Here is a 17788-nt window from a genome sequence, read left to right on the forward strand (position 1 = left end):
GGCTCTGCTTGGGGCTCTTCAGATCGTCGCCGAAACGTGCCGTTCGCGGCCGTAGAGCGACACCAACAGCACGATGATGAAGCCGAGTGCTGCCTGCACCGCCGAGGGCTGGAAGCCCAGCCCGATGAGCAGCGTGTTGATCTCGGTCAGCACCAGCACGCCGGCAATGGTCCCGAGATAGCTGCCGCGCCCGCCGACCAGCGCCGCGCCGCCGACGACCACGGCCGCGATGGTCTGGAACAGGTAGGGCTGCCCGACATCGCCATAGGCCGAGCCGGTGAAGCCGAGCAGCAGAACGCCCGCCACCGCGGCGAAGAAGGCGCTTGCCGCATAGGTGATCACCCACATGCGGACGGGATCGATCAGCGCCAGAGGCGCGGCACCCGGATTGCTGCCGAGTGCGTAGAGCCGGCGCCCATAGGGCGTCCGCTCCAGCACCAGGACGACGAGCGCCGCCAGCACGACAAGACAGGGCACCAGCCATGGAACCGGCAGTGGCCCGGCCGATCCGCCGATCGACACGAAGCTCGAAACCGCTTGCGGCGCGGAGCCTGAAGGGAAGCCCGCGGTCCATAAAAGCACCAGCCCTTGCACGACCATGCCGATGCCGAGCGTGACGATAAGCGGCTGGATGTCGAGGCTGCGCGCGATGAGCCCGTTCAGGCCACCGATAAGGATCGCCAGCACGCCGACGAGGCCGCAGACCAGGACAAAATTCCAGCCATCGCCGTAGAGTTGCGCGGCCACGACATTGGCAAAGCCGATGACGAACGGGATCGACAGGTCGATGCCGCCCATGATGACGACCAGCGTCTGCCCGATCGAGGCGACGGCGAGCAGCGAGGCAAGCACCAGCATGGCGCGCACCGCAAACGGGCTGGAGTAGCCCGGAATGAGGATGATGCCGGCAAGATGCAGAAGGGCGGCAACACAGAAGGCGCCGACGACACGGGCATTGGTTGTCGCGAATAGATTTCGGCCAGCCATGTCAGCGCCTCCCGATGGCAAAGCGTTCCTGCAGCGCGGTCAGCATCACCGCCAGCACCAGTATGGCGCCGTAGGCGATCTGCAGCACGAAGGTCGAGACGTTGAACGTCGTCAGCACGCTTTGCAGCAGGAAGATGTCGACAGCGCCGATCGCGGCACCCGCGACGCCACCACGGCCGCCGGCAAGACTGACACCGCCGAGCGCCACGGCGGCGATGGCGATCAGCGTGTAGGTCGGGCCGATGTTGGGATCGGCCGACCCGATCAGCGCAGTCAGCATCAGTCCGGCGCAGCCGCCCAGGATGCCGGTCATGACATAGGCGATGAAGCGCACGAGCGTGACGTCGACGCCGGCCGTATAGGCGGCGCGATCGTCGCTGCCGACCGCCATCAGCTGGTCGTAATAAGGGCTGCGCCGCACCAGCCACCAAAAAAGGAACATCAAGGCCAGCGGCAGAAGCGAGAGTGGGCCCGCCAGGGCTTTCAGCCAGGCCGGCGCCGGGCCGATCGGCGCCGGCAGGATGGTCAGCGTCACCCCCGTCAGGATCAGATAGGTGCCGAGCGTGGCCACGATCGGCTGGATGCGCACGATGGTCGCCAGGAAACCGTTCGCCGCCCCGACCAGCGCACCGATGAGCAGCGCCGCCGGAACAAGCGCCAGCGGCGAGGATATTCCGGCGCGCAGGAAAAGCACCTGGATCACGATGGCGTTGACGAAGCCCATCAGCGGCCCGACCGAAATATCGATGCCGCCGCGCCCGGCGAGGATCACCGGCGTCGAGGCGATGGCCGCACCGATCAGCGGCGCCGCCAGACCAACCAGCGCACCCCAGGAGCCCGGCTGGAACCGTGCCGGGCTCAGCATCAGATTGATCGCCAGCAGGGCGATCAGCAGTACGACGGCGAAGCCGACGCTTCGGCCGAGGGACAGGATGCGTGCGAAGGGTCTCATGCCGCGCGTCCGAACATGGCTGCGATCACGTTCCCGGTGGTCATCGCCTGGCCGGCGATTTCCGCCACGACTTCATTTTCGCGGAACACCAGCACGCGATGGCAGAGAAGAAGGATCTCCTCGATCTCGCTGGACAGGATGACGAGCCCCATGCCGTCGGAAGCCAGCCCGCGAAAGACGTCGTAGAGAACATGCCGGGTCGCTACGTCGACGCCGCGCGTCGGGTCGTTGAGAAGCAACATTGCGGGGTCCAGCGCCAGGGCCCGCGCCAACAGCACCTTCTGCTGGTTGCCGCCGGACAGGGTGGTGATCGGCGCGTCGGGCCGAGGCGCCGATATCGACAGCCTTTCGCGATAGGCCTCGTAGCGCGCCTTGCGCGCCGCCGGGCTGATCAGGCCGAGGCGGGTATCGCGAGACAGCGTCGAGACGGCGAAATTGTCGAGCACCGATTGCGTCGGGAAAATGCCTTTGGCACGCCCGCGCGGAAGATAGGCGATGCCGCTCGATACGGCCTTGCGGAAGCCGGTGATGGCGCGGGATGCGCCGGGCAGATCGAGGGTTATCGAACCGCCAAGCGGCGCGACTAGGCCGGCGAGCATCTCGAGGAAAAGCTCCTGGCCGTGGCCATCCAGGCCGGCGAGCCCAACGATCTCGCCGGCGGCGACCGCCTGCATGATCGGGCTGGCGTCCGGTGCGATGACGAGGTCGCGGATAGTGAGGGCGGCGCGATCAGCCATGCGCCAGCTCCGCGGCGGTGCGTGGCGCCATCGCCTTGAGAAGCTCCGCCGGCGTCGAAGCGCCGCGCTCCTCGGTGCGCACCACGCTGCCGCCGCGCAGGATCGAGATGCGATCCGAAAGCGACGTCACCTCATCCATGCGGTGGGTGATGAACAGGATCAGGCAGCCTTCGCCGGCAAGCGTGCGCATCAGCGAAAAAACGGACTCGCGGTCGGCGAAGTCGAGTGCTGCGGTCACTTCGTCGAGGATCAGGATCTTTGGATCGCGCACGACCGCACGAGCAAGAACGACGAGTTGCTGTGCTGCGAGCGGCAACTGCCCGGCGGGCATGTCGAGCGGAACGTTGGTGACGGCGAAACGTTTGAGGGCGGCGGCTGCCCTGTCGCGCCGCTCGTTGCGGGGAACCGCGCGCCGGACCAGGCCGTCGAGGCCAAGCAGGATATTGTCGGTCACGCTGCGGTCCGGCGCGATCAGCACTTCCTGAAAGACCGTGGCGAAGCCTTGCGCCTGGAAGGCCGAGGGGGTTCCGCCCGAAAACGGCCTGCCTTGCAGCAGGACCGTGCCGCTGTCGGGCTGAACGATGCCGGACAGCAGCTTGACCATGGTGCTCTTGCCCGAACCATTCTCGCCCAGGATGGTGTGGATGGTTCCTGCCCGGAACGCGATCGAGGCGTCCGCAAGCGCGACCGTCTCGCCATAGCGTTTGGATATGTTTCTGATTTCAAGCATGTCGCGTTTCGAAGCTGGCAAGCCGGCCCTCCGAAAGGAGCCGGCTTGTCGAGGTCTTATCCGGCCCAGGCGTCACTTCGCGCAGGCGTCTGGCACCTTCGAATAGTCCCATCCCTTGGTCGGCGCCGGGTTGGAGAAATAGGCGTCGAGCCATTCTTCCGGCATCGGATCCTTGGGCGGCACCGGGAAGATCGATACGGCATCCGTCGTCATGCAGTCCTTGTACCAGGCGCCGAGATCGGCATTGTGGACCGGCGGAATCGGAATGAGCAGCGTGTTCAGCTTCGGCTTCTGGCCGTCGAGCATGCGTTCGCCGACGCGAAACAGCGTTTCGGCGGTCCAGTGCGGCAGCACGGCATGGCCCTCGAAGCGGTACTTGTCGGGATTGGCCTTCCAGTAGCCCAGGGCATCGCCGGTGATCGAACCGGTGATCAGCGGCGCCGGCCGGCCGGCTTCGGCGAACGCCTCCGCGACGACGCGGCTTTCGCTGCCTGTCGTCCACACCGCATCGATCGGCGCCGGGTTGGTGGCGATCGCCTGCAGCACCACCGTCTTGGTGACATTGGCCGTCCAATTGCCGTTGACCGTGCGCGAGATCTTCAGCTTGGGGTTTTCCGCCAGCGCCTTGTCGGCGCCCTGGCGCTCCTGAACCACGATCGGGTGGCCGGCGATGCCCTCGACCAGCAGGATGCTGGCGCCATCAGGCTTGGCCTTGCCGATCGCCGTCATCATGTCGTAGCCCCAGCGCGCATAGTTGGAATCGACATTGATCGCGTTCGGGCTGGTCACCGAACCGGCGGCGGTGATGAACGGGATGCCTGCCTTGGCGGCCGCATCGATGGCGTCATCGAGCGCTGTTGCCGAGCCCGGGATCGAGGTGATGATCGAGCACTTCTTGTCGATGAAGGCGCGGATCTGGTTGATCTGCTGGCTGGCGTCGTTGTTGGAATCCGACACTTCGAAGCTGGAGACGGTGCCGTCGGCGATCAGCCCGTCGACCAGGCGCTTCAGCTCCTTGGTGACGGTGACCCGCCAGGGGTTGCCCTGGTAGGATTCCGAATGGCACCATTTCCATGGCTTGGACGGCGGATTGAAATTGTCCCAGGCCGATGGCAGCACCTTCTGCGGCGCGCCGTCATATTGCGCCTTGAGTTCATCGGGCAGCCCGCTGATGACGCCTTGCACGTCTTCGGCAAAAGCTGTCGTTGCGAGTGAGGCGAAGGCGGTTGCGGCCACAAGGCCGCGGATCAGGCTTTTCATTTGTCTCCTCCGTTCGATTTTTTCAGGCTCCTCCACCGGCAGTGCCGGTCGCCTGCGCCGGGGCGCTCTGCCGAAACAGGCGATTGAGATCGGCAATAACCTGGCTGGAACGATGCCCTGAGGTCATGCCGGAATTGACGCGGTCGGACGCGGCCTGCTGGAACGCCATATAACCATCATGGCGAGGCCGCACCCATGCGCCCTCCAGGGTCGCGCGCGTATCGCGATAGAAATTGCCGGTCGCCGCATTGACGGCCTGATCCTCCCAGGCCGCGGCATGGCCGGGCTGTCCGCCGGCCGCGGCATAGGGGCCACGCTGGACCTCGCCGCTGGCGAGCCAGTAGGCGAAATCGGTTGCCGCCTCTTTCGCCTTCGAGAAGGCCGACACCGCTATGCCTGTGCCGCCAAGCGCCGTGCCAATCGGGCCGCTGGATCCGACAACAGGGATGTCGCCAAATGCCAGGCGATGTGGGCGAAACCCGGCCATCGCGTAGGAAACATAGCCGTAGATCAGCGGTGCGCAGACGATCGGGGATCCGGCCTGCGCCATCCGCTCCGAAACGGCGATCGGATCCATCTCGAAGCAGGCCGGGTCGACCAGCGCGGCAATCTCGCGCATTGTCTCGAAGACTTCGCTGCCGGCCTCGCCGTCGATGAGATCGTTGGACGGGTCGGTCGCGCAAGCATGCCCGAGATTGCCTGCGAGCGTGAAGAACACCATCATCGAATGCGGTGGCCGCAACGGCAGCAGCACGCGTGCCTGCCGGGCGAGATCGAGCACTTCGCTCCATCGCGATGGCGGTGCGCCAAGCGCATCGGGCCGCCATGCCTGGACCTGCGTCGCGGCATCGATGGGAAACGCCCAGTGCCGTCCCTGCCATGTGTAACTCGGATAGGACTGGCCGACGCTGCCGGAGGAAAGTGCCGCGCGCTCCGCCTCGCGGCCGGCGACATCGAGCGGCTCCAGGCAGCGTTCGGCGGTGATCTGGCCGACATGCGGATGGTCGATGACGATCAGATCATAGGCGCGCGCCAGTTCCTCGACCGGGAAGGACTCGAAATCCTGCAGCGAACGCTTGTCCCATTCGACGGCAATGCCGGTTTTCTGCTTCCACAGCGACGAGCAGGCGACCATCGGATCATAGCCGCGCGGATGGTTCCAGGTCATGCCCTTGAGCCTGGTCACAGGCCGAACTCCTCGCGGATCGCGGCGCTATGCTCGCCGATGCGCGGTGCTGCCCGGTCGACCTTGGCCCTGATGCCGTCGACCCTGAGCGGCGAACTGGTGGTAAGGATCGAGACATCGTCCTCGCGCGTCACCGTCTGCAGCATGTCGAGCGACTGGAAGCCCCCGCTTGCCAGCATTTCCGGCCAGGTCAGCACCTTGGCGCACCAGATGTCGGCGGGTTCGAGAACATCGAGCCACTCGTCGACCGTCCTGGTCGCGATCCGCTGCGCGACGATCGCCTTGATGTCGTCGCGCGCAGTGAACCACGATGCCGGCTCGTCGCGGTAGGGCGCCAGTTCCTCCAGCGACAGCAGGTCGGCGAGTTTCGGGATTGGCGTCATGGCGATGGCGAGATAGCCGTCCTTGGCGGGATAGACGCCGTAAGGTGCCGACAGATAGGCATGCGCGCTGCGGAAGCTGGAGCGGCGCGGCAAACGGCGGCCATCGTTGAGATGCGTGGTCAGTACCTCGAACTGGAAGTCGACCAGCGCTTCCAGCAGGCTGGTTTCGATATGGCTGCCCTGACCGGTGATGCCGCGCCGCACAAGGGCGGCCAGTATGCCTTGCGCGCACGCCGCGCCCGCCAGCATGTCGCCGATGGCAAGCCCAAACGGCACCGGCCCCTGGTCCTCGTCGCCGTTCAGCCACATCACCCCGGAGCGCGCCTGCGCCAGGAGGTCCTGGCCGGGCCGCTTGACCCATGGGCCATCCTCGCCATAGCCGCTGATCGAGGCATAGACCAGGCGCGGGTTGATCTTGCGGACGGCCTCGTAGTCGAGGCCGAGCCGTTCGATGACACCTGGCCTGAAATTCTGGATCAGCACGTCGGCCTTGGCCAGCAGGCCGCGCAACGCTTTGAGATCCGCCTCGTCCTTCAGGTCGATGGCGAGGCTTTCCTTGGCCCGGTTGATGGCATGGAAGATGGTGGAATCACCGCCGATCTCGGTGTCGCTGAGATAGAGCCGGCGCGACAGGTCGCCGCCGTCCGGACGCTCGATCTTGATGACGCGGGCGCCGAGATCCAGCAGCCTGAGCGAGCAGTAGGGCCCGGACAGGAACTGGCTCATGTCGACGACGACGAGACCGGCAAGCGGCAATTCGGCTGCTGCCGGCATTTCTACTTCTCCGTCTTGCCGAGGAAATCGGCAGGGTTGCGGTACTTCACCGTCTGCAGATGCTCGCAATAGAGTACGAGTTCGCCTTCGCCCTTGAACACCTCGTAGCTGGCGCGGATCAGCCCCATGTCCTTGTAGCGCGGCGTCTTGTCGAGGTTGGAGCGGATCGAATAGATCGTGTCGCCGATGAAGACGGGCTTTATGAAGCGGAGCTTGTCGTAGCCATAGGAAAACGCATTGACGCAATTAGTGGCGACGAGCCCCAGGCCAGCCGAGAAGACGAAGGCGCCGGCCACCAGCCGCTTGCCGAAAATGCCCTCCGTCTCGGCAAACATCTGGTCCTGCACGTAAGGATGGATGTCGAGCACCAGCGTGTTGAACAGGTGGCTGTCCCCTTCGGCCAGGGTGCGGCGCAACGAGCGGATCTTCTGGCCGACCGGCCAGTCCTCGTAGAACCAGTTCTCGGCGTTCCAAACCGGCAGGGCGGCATGCGCCTCGGGCATGTTGGCCGGATGCGTCGAGGCGACGCCGACGGTCGGTGCGAAGTCGTTCATCGCTGGCTCCGCTGGCACTGCGCGAGGCACGGCACAAGTTTCGGAACACGCGTCAAGGCGCCAGATTGCACGACGTCTCCTCCCGTCAATCTTCTTTTGTAAATACTATTTTCACATATGGGGTTGCGTTGCAAGCGAGGACGGGCGAAATTTTGGCTGTTTCCGCTGCGCTCGAGCCCGGCGGAACAGGGAGGAAAACATGCGCGATGCCTGTCTGGTCTTTGTCGGCAGCCTGAACCGGGAGGCGCCCTATTTTCAGGGCGCACGCGGCGTCGGCCTCGGCGTCTACAGCTTCGACGAGGAGACGCTGGAAACACGAAAGCTGGCCGAGACCAGTGACATCGACAATCCGACCTTCCTTTCGGTGACGCCGGACGGTTCGCGCCTCTACGCCAATTCGGAAGTCTTCGCCTGGCGCGAAGGAACGGTTTCGGCCTACGGCTTCGACCGCGCCTCGGGCACGCTCACTTACCTGAACAAGCAGCCGTCACTCGGCAGCATCACCGCGCATAACACCATCACCCACGATGGCACGAAGCTGCTGGTCGCCAACTACGGCATGGGCGAGGGCGGTCCGGATCGCGCAGTCGCGGTCTATGGCTTCGACAGCGATGGCGCCTTGTCGACTCCTCTGGCCAGCGTTTCGCACAAGGGCACTGGCCCGAACGCAGCCCGGCAAGAGCGCTCGCATGCCCATAGCGTCACCGAAACCATCGCCGGCGGAACGGCCATCGTCGCCGATCTCGGCATCGACCGGCTGGTGTCCTACCGGATCGAGCATGATGGCAATCTGACCAAACTGGCCGAATCTGCTTTGCCGCCGGGCGCCGGTCCACGCCATCTCGCCTTGCATCCGAACGGCCGTTTTGTCTTCGTCATGAACGAGCTGGATTCGACCATCGTGTCGATGGCGCTGGACGAGGCAAGCGGCAAGCTCTCGACCATCGACGCCAGGCCGGCCGTGCCGGCCGAGGCGCGCCAGGCCAATCACTGCGCCGATATCCAGATCTCGCCCGACGGCCGCTTCCTCTACGGCTCCAACCGAGGCCATGACAGTGTGGTCGTCATGGCCGTCGACCAGCAAAGTGGCGCGCTGAGCCTTGTCGGCTATGTCCCTTGCGGGGGCGCCACGCCGCGCAACCTGGCGCTGACGCCGTCCGGCGGCCACCTGTTCTCGGCCAACCAGAATGCCGACCGCATATCGATTCTCGCGCGCGACGCCGAGAGCGGCGGGCTGACCGACACCGGCCGTGCCATCAAGATCGGCACGCCGATGTGCGTCAAGATCGTGCGGTGAACCGTGCGCGACATCGGCATCGAGCTTCGGACGGAAACGGGCCGGAGCTCAGGCCGGGCGATCCGGGTTGACGGGTGCCTTCGCCGGAGCTGTTGACGGAGCATTGAACGAAAAAAACCCGCCTGCGCGGCGGGTTCCTGGCGCAACTCAGCACCATAGATAAATATCTACCATAGTTGCCTTCACCCAGTCAAGAAAAAATTCCTATCTTGAGAGCTGCCGGCCATGGAAGGCTGCTGACACAGCCGGACCGGCCGTCGTCAGGCCGCCTTTGTCAACGCGAGTTCGCACGCTGGAGCTCAGGCCTGTTGGATTGCCGAGAGCTTCCAACTCGAGCCATTCTGACGCGTGAAGGTCCACAGCTCCGTCGTCTCCGTGGGATGATCCTCGTCGCCCTCGACGACCTTGCCGTTGGCCCGTTCGCGCATCACGTCGCGCGATTCATAACGCAGGGCCGCCGTGGCATAGTCGCGGTCATCCTCGCGCCAGCTTTCCGCGATGTCGGCCTGCAGGAGGGTGACGTCGGATACCTCGTTCCTGAGGCCCTTCTTCGCATTGTCGGCCAGCTCTTCAGAGAGATAGGACACCATTTCGGGAGTCGTCGTCTTGCGCAACGCGGCATGATCCTCACGCCCGAACGCTTCCTGGACATCGCTCAACAGCTGCTGGAATGCGTCGAGGTCGGTCTGGGCGAGCCGGATTTCATCGGAACCGGTGGCCGCGGCGGAGCCTCCGCCTGAACCGCCGCCAAAGCCGGGAATGGCGAAAGAATGCGCATTGTTGGCATCGCTCTGTCCGGCTGCGCGGTTTTCAAATCGCGAGGCATTGCCGGCGCCGGCGAGCGCAGGGGCGGGGCCACGCGCGGATTGCGACCGGAAGAACCTGATTGCCAGCATGATGGCGCCACCGATCAGCACGGCCTGCAGCAGGAAACCGAACATGCCCGCCAGCCCGCCGAAGCCCTGGCCCAGGAGCAGCCCGATCAGGCCGCCGATCAGCAGGCCGCGCATCATTGTTCCACCGAAGCCGCTCATGAAGCCGGGCCTCTGCGGGCCGGCCTGCGGCTGCCGGGCCGCGGTGTTCACGCCCGTATTGGGCGTCATCGAACGCTCGACCGGAGCGGTCGGCGCCGGAGCGGTCCTGGTCGGCGGCGCTGATTGGAACGTGCGCATGCCGCGGCTGCCGAAACTGCCGCCGCGACGGGCCTCGGCATGGTCTACCGCGACCATGGAGAATGCCAGGAACAGTCCGGCAAACAGGGCGGCAAATCGGCTTGTGCGGGAAATCATCTGGACGGACCTTTATCGATGGGTTTCGGAAATTCTCGACAGACGTCGGGCCGGCTACCGGCGTGCGGTCAATCGAACAGCTCTTCGAAGAACGATTTCTTCCGTTTCGGATAGCGGTGGCCCTGCGAGCGCGCATAGTCGTCATCGCGGTCCCGGCCATGCTGGGGCTGGGAGAACGCTGCCGGCTGTGGCGCGGGCGAGGCCTCCTTGGCCGATCGCTCGATGATCTTGTCGAGTTCGCCTCGGTCAAGCCACACGCCACGGCACTGCGGGCAATAATCGATCTCGATACCCTGGCGTTCGCTCATCACGAGCGCGACGCGGCAGGAGGGGCAAACCAATCCAAGAAGGGAAGACGATGTCATATGGGGCTCCAAACCAAAAGAGATGAGCCCGCTTGACCGAAAGGATGGAAACGGGCCCGTTAAAGCGGTCCGACATCACGGTCGCGAGATGCGACAGTCAGAGGGGCCCGGCCCGCATGCGAGACTTAGGAATGGAGAACCGCGCCTTCAAGAGCGACATTGTCCGCGAGGATCGAATTTGTTCCCCATCGCTGACGTCATTGCGCTTCGAGCGTTGGGTACCGCGCCTGCGCCAACGACCCCGGCGTCCCTGCTCAGACCGTCACCACGATCTTGCCGAACTGCTCGTTCGATTCGAGATAGCGATGCGCCTCGACGATGTGCTCGAATGGAAAGGTCCTGTCGATGATCGGCTTCAGCGTGCCGGCCTCCAGCCCTTCGAGGATGAACGCCTTGGCGGCTTCCAGCTTCGCTGGGTCGCCGGTGATCTCGTGGACGAGGTAGCCGCGCAGCGTCAATGTCTTGCCAAGCACGGCGGGCAAGGGAAACGGCGTCGGCTCGGAGCTCAACCCGCCATATTCGATGAGAATGCCACCACGGGACATCGCCGCCGCGAGCGGCTCGAAAATCGGGCCGCCGATCGCCTCCAACACGATGCGCACGCCTCGCGGCCCGGCGATCCGGCGTAGCCGCGCCTCCAGATCCTCCTCGGCCAGGACCACGACTTCAGCCGCGCCGGCGTCGAGCAGGGCCTGCTTCTTCGTCGAGGTCCGTGTCACCGCGATCGCCGTCGCGCCGACGCTGTTGGCGATCTGGATCGCGGCAAGCCCGACGCTGCTCGAGGCTGCCGTGATGACGACGAAGTCCTCGTTGCGCAGCCTGGCGATGTCTATCAGCGCGCCATAGGCGGTGAGGTACGGCATCCACATCGCGGCCGCGGTCCGCCAGTCGAGTGATATCGGATTTTTGACGACGAGCCCGGCAGGATAGGTAACAAGCTCTCCGTAAGCCGGCCAGCGGATCATCGATTGCGGCGGGATGACGCTGACGGCATCACCCGGAGCCAGACCCGTCACGGCTTCGCCGACCGCTTCGATGAGGCCTGCGGCCTCCAGGCCAAGCCCGGAGGGCAGGGTGGGCGTCTCGATATAGGTGCCCGCGCGCAGCAGCGCCTCGGCGCGATTGAGGCCGAGCGCCTTGACGCGGATCTGAACCTCGCCCGGGCCGGGTAGGGGAAGATCCACATTTTCGATCCGCAGGACCTCGGGGCCACCATGCCGATGAAAGCGAACGACGCGCGCCATTCGGTCTACTCCTAATTGTCTGAACCGAAAGGAGCTATGCCGGTAAGATGAAGTCGGATAAATGGCCTTCGGAGCAGAACAGTAGAAACCAGGAGTTTCGAATATGGATCGGCTTGAGAGCATGGCCGTGTTCGTCAGGGCGGTCGACCTCGGCTCGTTCGCGGCGGCCGCGGCCGCACTCGATCTGTCCGGACCGATGGTCGGCAAACACGTCCGGTTTCTGGAGGAGCGTCTCGGCATGCGCCTGCTCAACCGCACCACGCGCCGGCAGAACCTCACCGAGTTCGGACGCGCCTACTACGACCGCTGTCGGCTGGTGCTGGCCGAGGCCGAAGCTGCCGATCAACTTGCCGCCGGCCAAATCTCGGAGCCGCGGGGCAAGCTGCGCGTCACCATGCCGGCGCATTTCGGCCGCCACTGCGTAACACCCGTGCTGCTGAAACTGGCGCGGCAATATCCGATGCTGGAACTCGATCTGTCGCTCAGCGACCGCTTCGCCGATCTTGCCGAGGACGGCTACGATCTTGCCATCCGAACCGGTGATCTGGAGGACAGGGCAGGCGTGATCGCGCGCCGCGTCGCGAGCCAGGACATGATTGTCTGTGCGGCGCCGTCCTATCTGAAAATTCAGGGCGAGCCACGGCGGATCGAAGATCTCGCCAATCATCATGCCATCGTATATCGCCGGCTCGGCCAAGCCGTTCAGCCTTGGCTGTTCCCGCGCGAAGGACAACCAGCACAGGAGATCATGCCCGGCAGCCGGCTGCGGCTCGACGATCTCGATGCCATCGCCGATGCTTCGGCCGAGGGCATGGGGCTCGCCTGGTTGCCATGGTGGCTGGTTCGCGAGCGCATTCAGGCAGGCGCGCTGGTCGAGCTCTTGCCGGACCAGCCGCGATATCTTTATGACTGCCACGCCCTTTGGCTGCAGACGCCTCACTTGCCGCTGAAAGTTCGGCTGGCCGTCGATGCGCTGGCGGCCGCCTTGCCGAAACGGATGGCTTGATCGCCAGCGCTCGCGGCCACTCTCGTTTTGGATCGCGCGGACATTCCGTGGAGAGGCGCCTCCGGCTCTTTGAGGCATCGCTTTCCAATGTGATATGGGGCAAAGCTGGCGGCATGCACGCGCATTGCGGGAGAGACGGTTGATGACCAAAGGTTCGGATCTGTTCGTGGCGGCCCTCGAGAACGAAGGGGTCGACCGGATATTCGGCATTCCGGGCGAGGAGAATCTCGACATCGTCGAATCCATCCGCCGCTCCTCGATCCAGCTCATCCTGACCCGTCACGAGCAGGCGGCCGCCTTCATGGCCGCGACCTATGGCCGGCTCACCGGCAAGCCAGGTGTGTGCATCACCACGCTCGGCCCCGGCGCGCTCAATCTGACGACCGGCTCGGCCTATGCGCTGCTCGGCGCCATGCCGATGATCATGATCACCGGCCAGAAGGGAATCCTGTCGTCCAGGCAGGCGCGGTTCCAGATCGTCGACATCGTCGCGGCGATGAAACCGCTGACCAAGCTGTCGCGCCAGATCGTCTCGCCCAAAATGATCCCCTCGCTGGTGCGCGAAGCCTTCCGCGTCGCGCAGGAAGAGCGGCCGGGTCCCGTGCATCTGGAACTGCCGGAAGACATTGCGGCGGCGGAGTGCGATCCGGTTCCGCTGGTGCCGACGCATCCGGTCGAACTGCCGCTGGCCGGTGCGGGCGCGCTCGACCGCGCCGCCCGCATGATCATCGAGGCCAAACGTCCGCTGCTGATGTTCGGCGCCGCGGCGTCGCGGCCGCGCGTCACGCCCGATGTCGCCCAGTTCGTGCTGCGCACCCAAATTCCCTATTTCACCACGCAGATGGGCAAGGGCACCGTGCCCGGCGGCACCGAACTCTACATGGGAACGGCGGCCCTTTCGGAACGCGACTACGTGCACGAGGCCATCGAACAGGCCGACCTGATCATCACCATCGGTCACGACACGGTCGAGAAGCCGCCCTTCATCATGGGCGTCAACGGGCCGAAGGTCATTCATGTCGGCTATCAAACCGCCGATGTCGAGCAGGTCTATTTCCCGCAGACCGAGATCGTCGGCGACCTCGGTCCTTCGCTGGCGCTGCTGGCGGATCGCATCGAGGGCAAGATCCCCAACGCGCAGGCCCTGTTGCCGTTGCGCGAAGGCATTCTGAGCCGCATCGCCGCGCGCGCCACGGAAGACCGCTTCACGCCGCAACGCATCGTGCATGACGTGCGCGTCGTGATGCCCGCCGACGGGATCCTTGCCCTCGACAACGGCATGTACAAGATCTGGTTCGCGCGCAACTACCGCACGCGCATGGCGAATACGCTGCTGCTCGACAATGCGCTGGCCACCATGGGCGCGGGGCTGCCGTCGGCGATGATGGCGGCACTGCTCCATCCGCAGCGCCGCGTCATGGCCATCTGCGGCGATGGCGGCTTCATGATGAACAGCCAGGAACTGGAGACCGCCGTCCGGCTCAAGCTCAATCTTGTCGTCCTGCTGCTCGAGGACCACGCCTATGGCATGATCCGCTGGAAGCAGGCGGTCGACGAGTTTCCGGATTTCGGCATGACCTTCGGCAATCCCGACTTCGTCAAATACGCCGAGGCCTATGGCGCCAAGGGAACCAGGGTCGGCGCGATCGCCGAATTCCGGCCGGCGCTGGAACAGGCTTTTGCCGGCGGCGGCGTGCATCTCGTCGTCGTGCCCATCGACTATTCCGAAAACATCAGGGTGCTCGTCGACGAATTGCGTGAGCGGCTGCCAGCGGTGCAGGCGACCTGACGGCGGCCGGCGCCAAGGCCGTCGATGCCGAGATGCCTGGCTGGTTGTGAAGGCGTTTTCATCTGGCGTCGGGGGACCAGTCCGTCTCGATCAAGGGAATCTGCGGCGCCGCATCACGCGGCAACGTTCCCTTGGTCCTGGGGTCGTCGGCGATTTCGAAGCCGGTCGCAAAGGGCTCAAATCCGCAGGCCCTGTAGAAACCGATGACACTGTGATGGTCGAAGCTGCTGGTATGAAGCCAAATGCGGCTGGGCCGGAGACGCCATGCCTGGTCGAGCGCGCCGGCCATCAGCCGCTTGCCGAAGCCGCGGCCGGTCAGGGAGGGGAACAGGCCGAAATAGGTGATCTCGATCTCGTTGTCCTCGGCCGCCGAGAACTCGACCATGCCGACATGGGCGCCGCTTTCATCATGGCCGTAATAGAGATGCTGGCGCGGATCGGCGAAATGCGCGGCGATCTCGGCATCCGACATTTCGGCGGCGTGATCCCAGAGCCAGGGAGCGCCGATCTCCAGGAAGATTGCACGGTAGGAAGCACTGTCGGGTTTCGCGATCCTTGTCATGGTCAACGGCCGCGCGAGACCCGGCACCGGCGCGCGCGCTTCCATCCATGTCACCGCATTGACGATCTTGCCGGCCGGCACCCGCCGATAGCCAACCGTTAGATTGGTGATTTCATCAGGCAATCTGCCTTCGGTGACCAACATCTGTCCTCGACCTTCCCCACCGGCGCGCAAGAAGCTGATGCCAACTCTGCGCTCGCCTGCCAAGAGGCTCCCGAGGTGGGTCAAGATTTTTGGCCCGCCTGTCCCTTGCGTTTCACAGAGATGGCATATGAGATATGATACACCATCGAACGGAAAGCGGAATATCATGCCTGAGCGAATTGCCGACGAGGCCATTTTGAACGCGGTCGACGACGGCTTCGCGCGGCAGGTGGAATTCCTCGCGAACCTCGTGCGCTTCCCCTCGCAACGCGGCGAAGAACACGCGGCGCAATCCTTCATGGCAGCCGCGTATGAAGCAGATGGCTATACGGTGGACATGTGGCGTGTCGATGTCGATGCGATCCGCGACCTGCCGGGCTTTTCGCCCGTGGCCGTCTCCTATGACGACGCCTTCAACGTCGTCGCCACCCACATGCCGCGAAACGCGACCGGCCGCTCGCTGATCCTCAACGGCCACATCGACGTCGTGCCGACGGGCCCGCTCGATCGCTGGCTGCGCGATCCCTATGATCCGGTCATCGAGGACGGCTGGATGCATGGTCGCGGCGCCGGCGACATGAAGGCTGGGCTCTCGGCCTGCCTCTACGCGCTGGCCGCACTGCGCCGCCTCGGCTATCAGCCGGCCGCGAAGGTCTTCCTGCAATCGGTGGTCGAGGAAGAGTGCACCGGCAATGGCGCGCTCGCTTGCCTGCAGCGCGGTTACCGCGCCGACGCAGCCTTCATCCCCGAACCGCTAGAGCCGAAGCTGATGCGGGCGCAGGTCGGCCCGATCTGGTTTAGGGTCGAGGTCGACGGCGATCCCCAGCATGCGTCGGGCGCTTTCTCGGCCGGCGCCAACGCCATCGAAAAGGCTTTCCTCATCATCCAGGCGTTGAAGCAGCTCGAAATCGTCTGGAACGCGCGCAAGGTCGACGACAGGCATTTCTGCGATCACCCGCATCCGATCCGTTTCAATCTCGGCAAGATCGAAGGTGGCGAGTGGACATCGAGCGTCCCCGCACGCTGTGTGTTCGAGATGCGTGTCGCCACCTATCCCGGCCAGAAGCTGGAGGATGCCAGAGCCGAGCTCGAGGCCTGCATCGCCGACGCGGCCCGCGCCGATCCGTTCATGGCCAACCGCCCGCCCAGGATCACCTACAATGGCTTCATGGCCGAGGGCTATGTGCTGGAGGGCGCCGACGAGATGGAAACCGTGCTGCGTCGTAGCCATACCGCCGTCTGGGGCGAGCCGCTGCAGGAACACGTCACCTCTGCCACCACCGATGCGCGCTTCTTCGGCCTCTACGCCGACACGCCGGCCATCGTCTACGGTCCGATCTGCCGCATGCCGCATGGCTATGACGAAGCGGTGGACCTCGATTCCGTACGCAAGGTCACCCAGACAATCGCACTGTTCATCGCCGACTGGTGTGGGCTGGAGCCTGTCGACCCCGAGGCAAGGCCATGACCGGCGCCGTGACCAATGCATTCGGCGAGACGCTGGCCGAGGACGCGCCCGATGTCCCGATTGCCGATGCGCTTGCCATCTTGCGCCTGCACTACGGCCTTGCCGGCACCGCTCAACCCTTGCCCGGGGAGCGCGACCACAATTTTCACATCCGCACCGATGGCGAGGGCGAATTTGTCCTGAAAATATCGCATCCGGCGGAAGAGGCCGGCTTCACCGATTTCCAGAACAAGGCGCTGGACCACATCCTTGCGGTCGATCCCGCCTTGCCGGTTCCCTCGGTGCGCAAAAGCCTCGATCGCGATGCGCAGTTTACGGTCAGCATCGGCGGTTCGCAGCCGCGTATCGTCCGGCTGGTCACCTATCTGCCCGGCCAGTTGCTTTCGCGCTCGCCGGTGTCGGCTGCGCAAGATCGCAATCTCGGCATCTTCCTCGCTCGGCTTGGCAGGGCACTGCGCGGCTTTTTCCACCCGGCCGCCGGCAGCGATCTTTTGTGGGATATCCGCAAGGTCGCCAAGACGCGGCCCATGCTGGCACATATCGCCGATGGCGGGCGCCGCGCCATGGTCGAGCGCGTCATCGATGCCTTCGAGGAGCACGCCGCGCCCATTATTCCCAGCCTGCGCGCCCAGATCGTCCACAACGACATGAATTCCTACAATGTGGTGATGGACGCATCGCGGCCCGAGATCGTCAGCGGCATCCTCGATTTCGGCGACATGATCCATTCGCCGCTGATCTGCGATCTCGCCATCGGCGCCGTCTACCGCTGGCCGGCCGACGGCCACCCGCTGGCGCCCGCCGCACGCTTCGTTGCTGGCTACCAGTCGGTGCAGCCGCTCGAGGCCGAGGAGATCGGCATCCTGTTCGACCTGATCCGTGCCCGCCTTGCGCTCATCGCCAACATTGCCACCTGGCAGGCGGAGCGCTTCCCGGCCAAGCGCGACTATGTGCTGCGCCTCATCACCGAGGTCTGGGCCTCGCTCGAGCGGCTGGACGGACTGTCACACAGCGATGCCCGCCGTTATTTCCTCGATCATTCCAATCCGGAGTAGACGCTC

General features: G+C 64.8%; 17 protein-coding genes. 5 read left to right on the plus strand and 12 right to left on the minus strand.

Features of this window, described 5'->3' with window-relative positions; all coding sequences use genetic code 11:
• Positions 1-18: 18 nt before the first annotated feature.
• From FJ940_RS04725 to FJ940_RS04760, 8 genes are all read right to left on the minus strand, one after another.
• The gene (locus FJ940_RS04725; RefSeq protein ID WP_140562010.1) at positions 19-987 is read right to left on the minus strand and encodes an ABC transporter permease; all 969 of its coding nucleotides are present in this window, start codon (positions 985-987) and stop codon (positions 19-21) included.
• 1 nt (position 988) lies between these two features.
• Positions 989-1939, minus strand: a complete 951-nt coding sequence (locus tag FJ940_RS04730; protein WP_140497623.1) for an ABC transporter permease — start codon at positions 1937-1939, stop codon at positions 989-991.
• Entirely contained in the window at positions 1936-2676 is a 741-nt protein-coding gene (locus tag FJ940_RS04735) for an ATP-binding cassette domain-containing protein (RefSeq protein ID WP_140497625.1), read from the minus strand. The genes FJ940_RS04730 and FJ940_RS04735 overlap by 4 nt, the downstream gene beginning before the upstream one ends.
• Positions 2669-3406, minus strand: coding sequence for an ATP-binding cassette domain-containing protein (locus FJ940_RS04740; protein WP_140497628.1), 738 nt, complete (start codon positions 3404-3406; stop codon positions 2669-2671). Before FJ940_RS04740 ends, FJ940_RS04735 begins: the two co-directional genes overlap by 8 nt.
• Positions 3407-3478: 72 nt before the next feature.
• Positions 3479-4666: an ABC transporter substrate-binding protein gene (locus tag FJ940_RS04745; protein ID WP_140497630.1), complete on the minus strand. Its 1188-nt coding sequence runs from the start codon at positions 4664-4666 to the stop codon at positions 3479-3481.
• Between the two features lie 22 nt (positions 4667-4688).
• On the minus strand, positions 4689-5834 hold the full coding sequence (locus FJ940_RS04750; protein ID WP_140498094.1) for an extracellular solute-binding protein: 1146 nt from the start codon (positions 5832-5834) through the stop codon (positions 4689-4691).
• 14 nt (positions 5835-5848) lie between these two features.
• Positions 5849-7009, minus strand: coding sequence for a CaiB/BaiF CoA-transferase family protein (locus tag FJ940_RS04755; RefSeq protein WP_140655552.1), 1161 nt, complete (start codon positions 7007-7009; stop codon positions 5849-5851).
• Between the two features lie 2 nt (positions 7010-7011).
• Positions 7012-7563: a MaoC family dehydratase gene (locus tag FJ940_RS04760; RefSeq protein ID WP_140655555.1), complete on the minus strand. Its 552-nt coding sequence runs from the start codon at positions 7561-7563 to the stop codon at positions 7012-7014.
• Between the two features lie 199 nt (positions 7564-7762).
• On the opposite strand from FJ940_RS04760, the gene FJ940_RS04765 reads away from it, so the two are divergent.
• Entirely contained in the window at positions 7763-8860 is a 1098-nt protein-coding gene (locus FJ940_RS04765; protein WP_140655558.1) for a lactonase family protein, read from the plus strand.
• Between the two features lie 299 nt (positions 8861-9159).
• Here the strand turns inward: FJ940_RS04765 and FJ940_RS04770 are convergent, their stop codons facing one another.
• From FJ940_RS04770 to FJ940_RS04780, 3 genes are all read right to left on the minus strand, one after another.
• Positions 9160-10149, minus strand: a complete 990-nt coding sequence (locus FJ940_RS04770) for a Tim44 domain-containing protein (RefSeq protein WP_140655561.1) — start codon at positions 10147-10149, stop codon at positions 9160-9162.
• A 68-nt stretch (positions 10150-10217) separates the two neighbouring features.
• Positions 10218-10514: a zf-TFIIB domain-containing protein gene (locus FJ940_RS04775; protein WP_140497640.1), complete on the minus strand. Its 297-nt coding sequence runs from the start codon at positions 10512-10514 to the stop codon at positions 10218-10220.
• 254 nt (positions 10515-10768) lie between these two features.
• Positions 10769-11758: a zinc-dependent alcohol dehydrogenase family protein gene (locus tag FJ940_RS04780; RefSeq protein ID WP_140514536.1), complete on the minus strand. Its 990-nt coding sequence runs from the start codon at positions 11756-11758 to the stop codon at positions 10769-10771.
• A gap of 103 nt (positions 11759-11861) precedes the next feature.
• Between FJ940_RS04780 and FJ940_RS04785 the strand changes: the two genes are divergently transcribed.
• Both FJ940_RS04785 and FJ940_RS04790 read left to right on the plus strand, forming a co-directional pair.
• Positions 11862-12764: a LysR family transcriptional regulator gene (locus FJ940_RS04785; protein ID WP_140514537.1), complete on the plus strand. Its 903-nt coding sequence runs from the start codon at positions 11862-11864 to the stop codon at positions 12762-12764.
• Positions 12765-12906: 142 nt separating this feature from the next.
• On the plus strand, positions 12907-14553 hold the full coding sequence (locus FJ940_RS04790) for an acetolactate synthase large subunit (RefSeq protein ID WP_140655564.1): 1647 nt from the start codon (positions 12907-12909) through the stop codon (positions 14551-14553).
• 58 nt (positions 14554-14611) lie between these two features.
• On the opposite strand, the gene FJ940_RS04795 is transcribed toward FJ940_RS04790, so the two are convergent.
• On the minus strand, positions 14612-15259 hold the full coding sequence (locus FJ940_RS04795) for a GNAT family N-acetyltransferase (protein ID WP_181171737.1): 648 nt from the start codon (positions 15257-15259) through the stop codon (positions 14612-14614).
• Between the two features lie 166 nt (positions 15260-15425).
• Here FJ940_RS04795 and FJ940_RS04800 point away from each other — a divergent pair, with 166 nt between their 5' ends.
• Together FJ940_RS04800 and FJ940_RS04805 are read left to right on the plus strand one after the other, a co-directional pair.
• A complete protein-coding gene (locus FJ940_RS04800; RefSeq protein ID WP_181165160.1) occupies positions 15426-16727 on the plus strand; it encodes an ArgE/DapE family deacylase in 1302 nt (433 codons plus the stop codon).
• On the plus strand, positions 16724-17782 hold the full coding sequence (locus FJ940_RS04805) for a phosphotransferase (protein WP_140655567.1): 1059 nt from the start codon (positions 16724-16726) through the stop codon (positions 17780-17782). Before FJ940_RS04800 ends, FJ940_RS04805 begins: the two co-directional genes overlap by 4 nt.
• Positions 17783-17788: the final 6 nt, after the last annotated feature.

Source organism: Mesorhizobium sp. B2-3-7, from assembly GCF_006442695.1.
GTDB lineage: Bacteria > Pseudomonadota > Alphaproteobacteria > Rhizobiales > Rhizobiaceae > Mesorhizobium.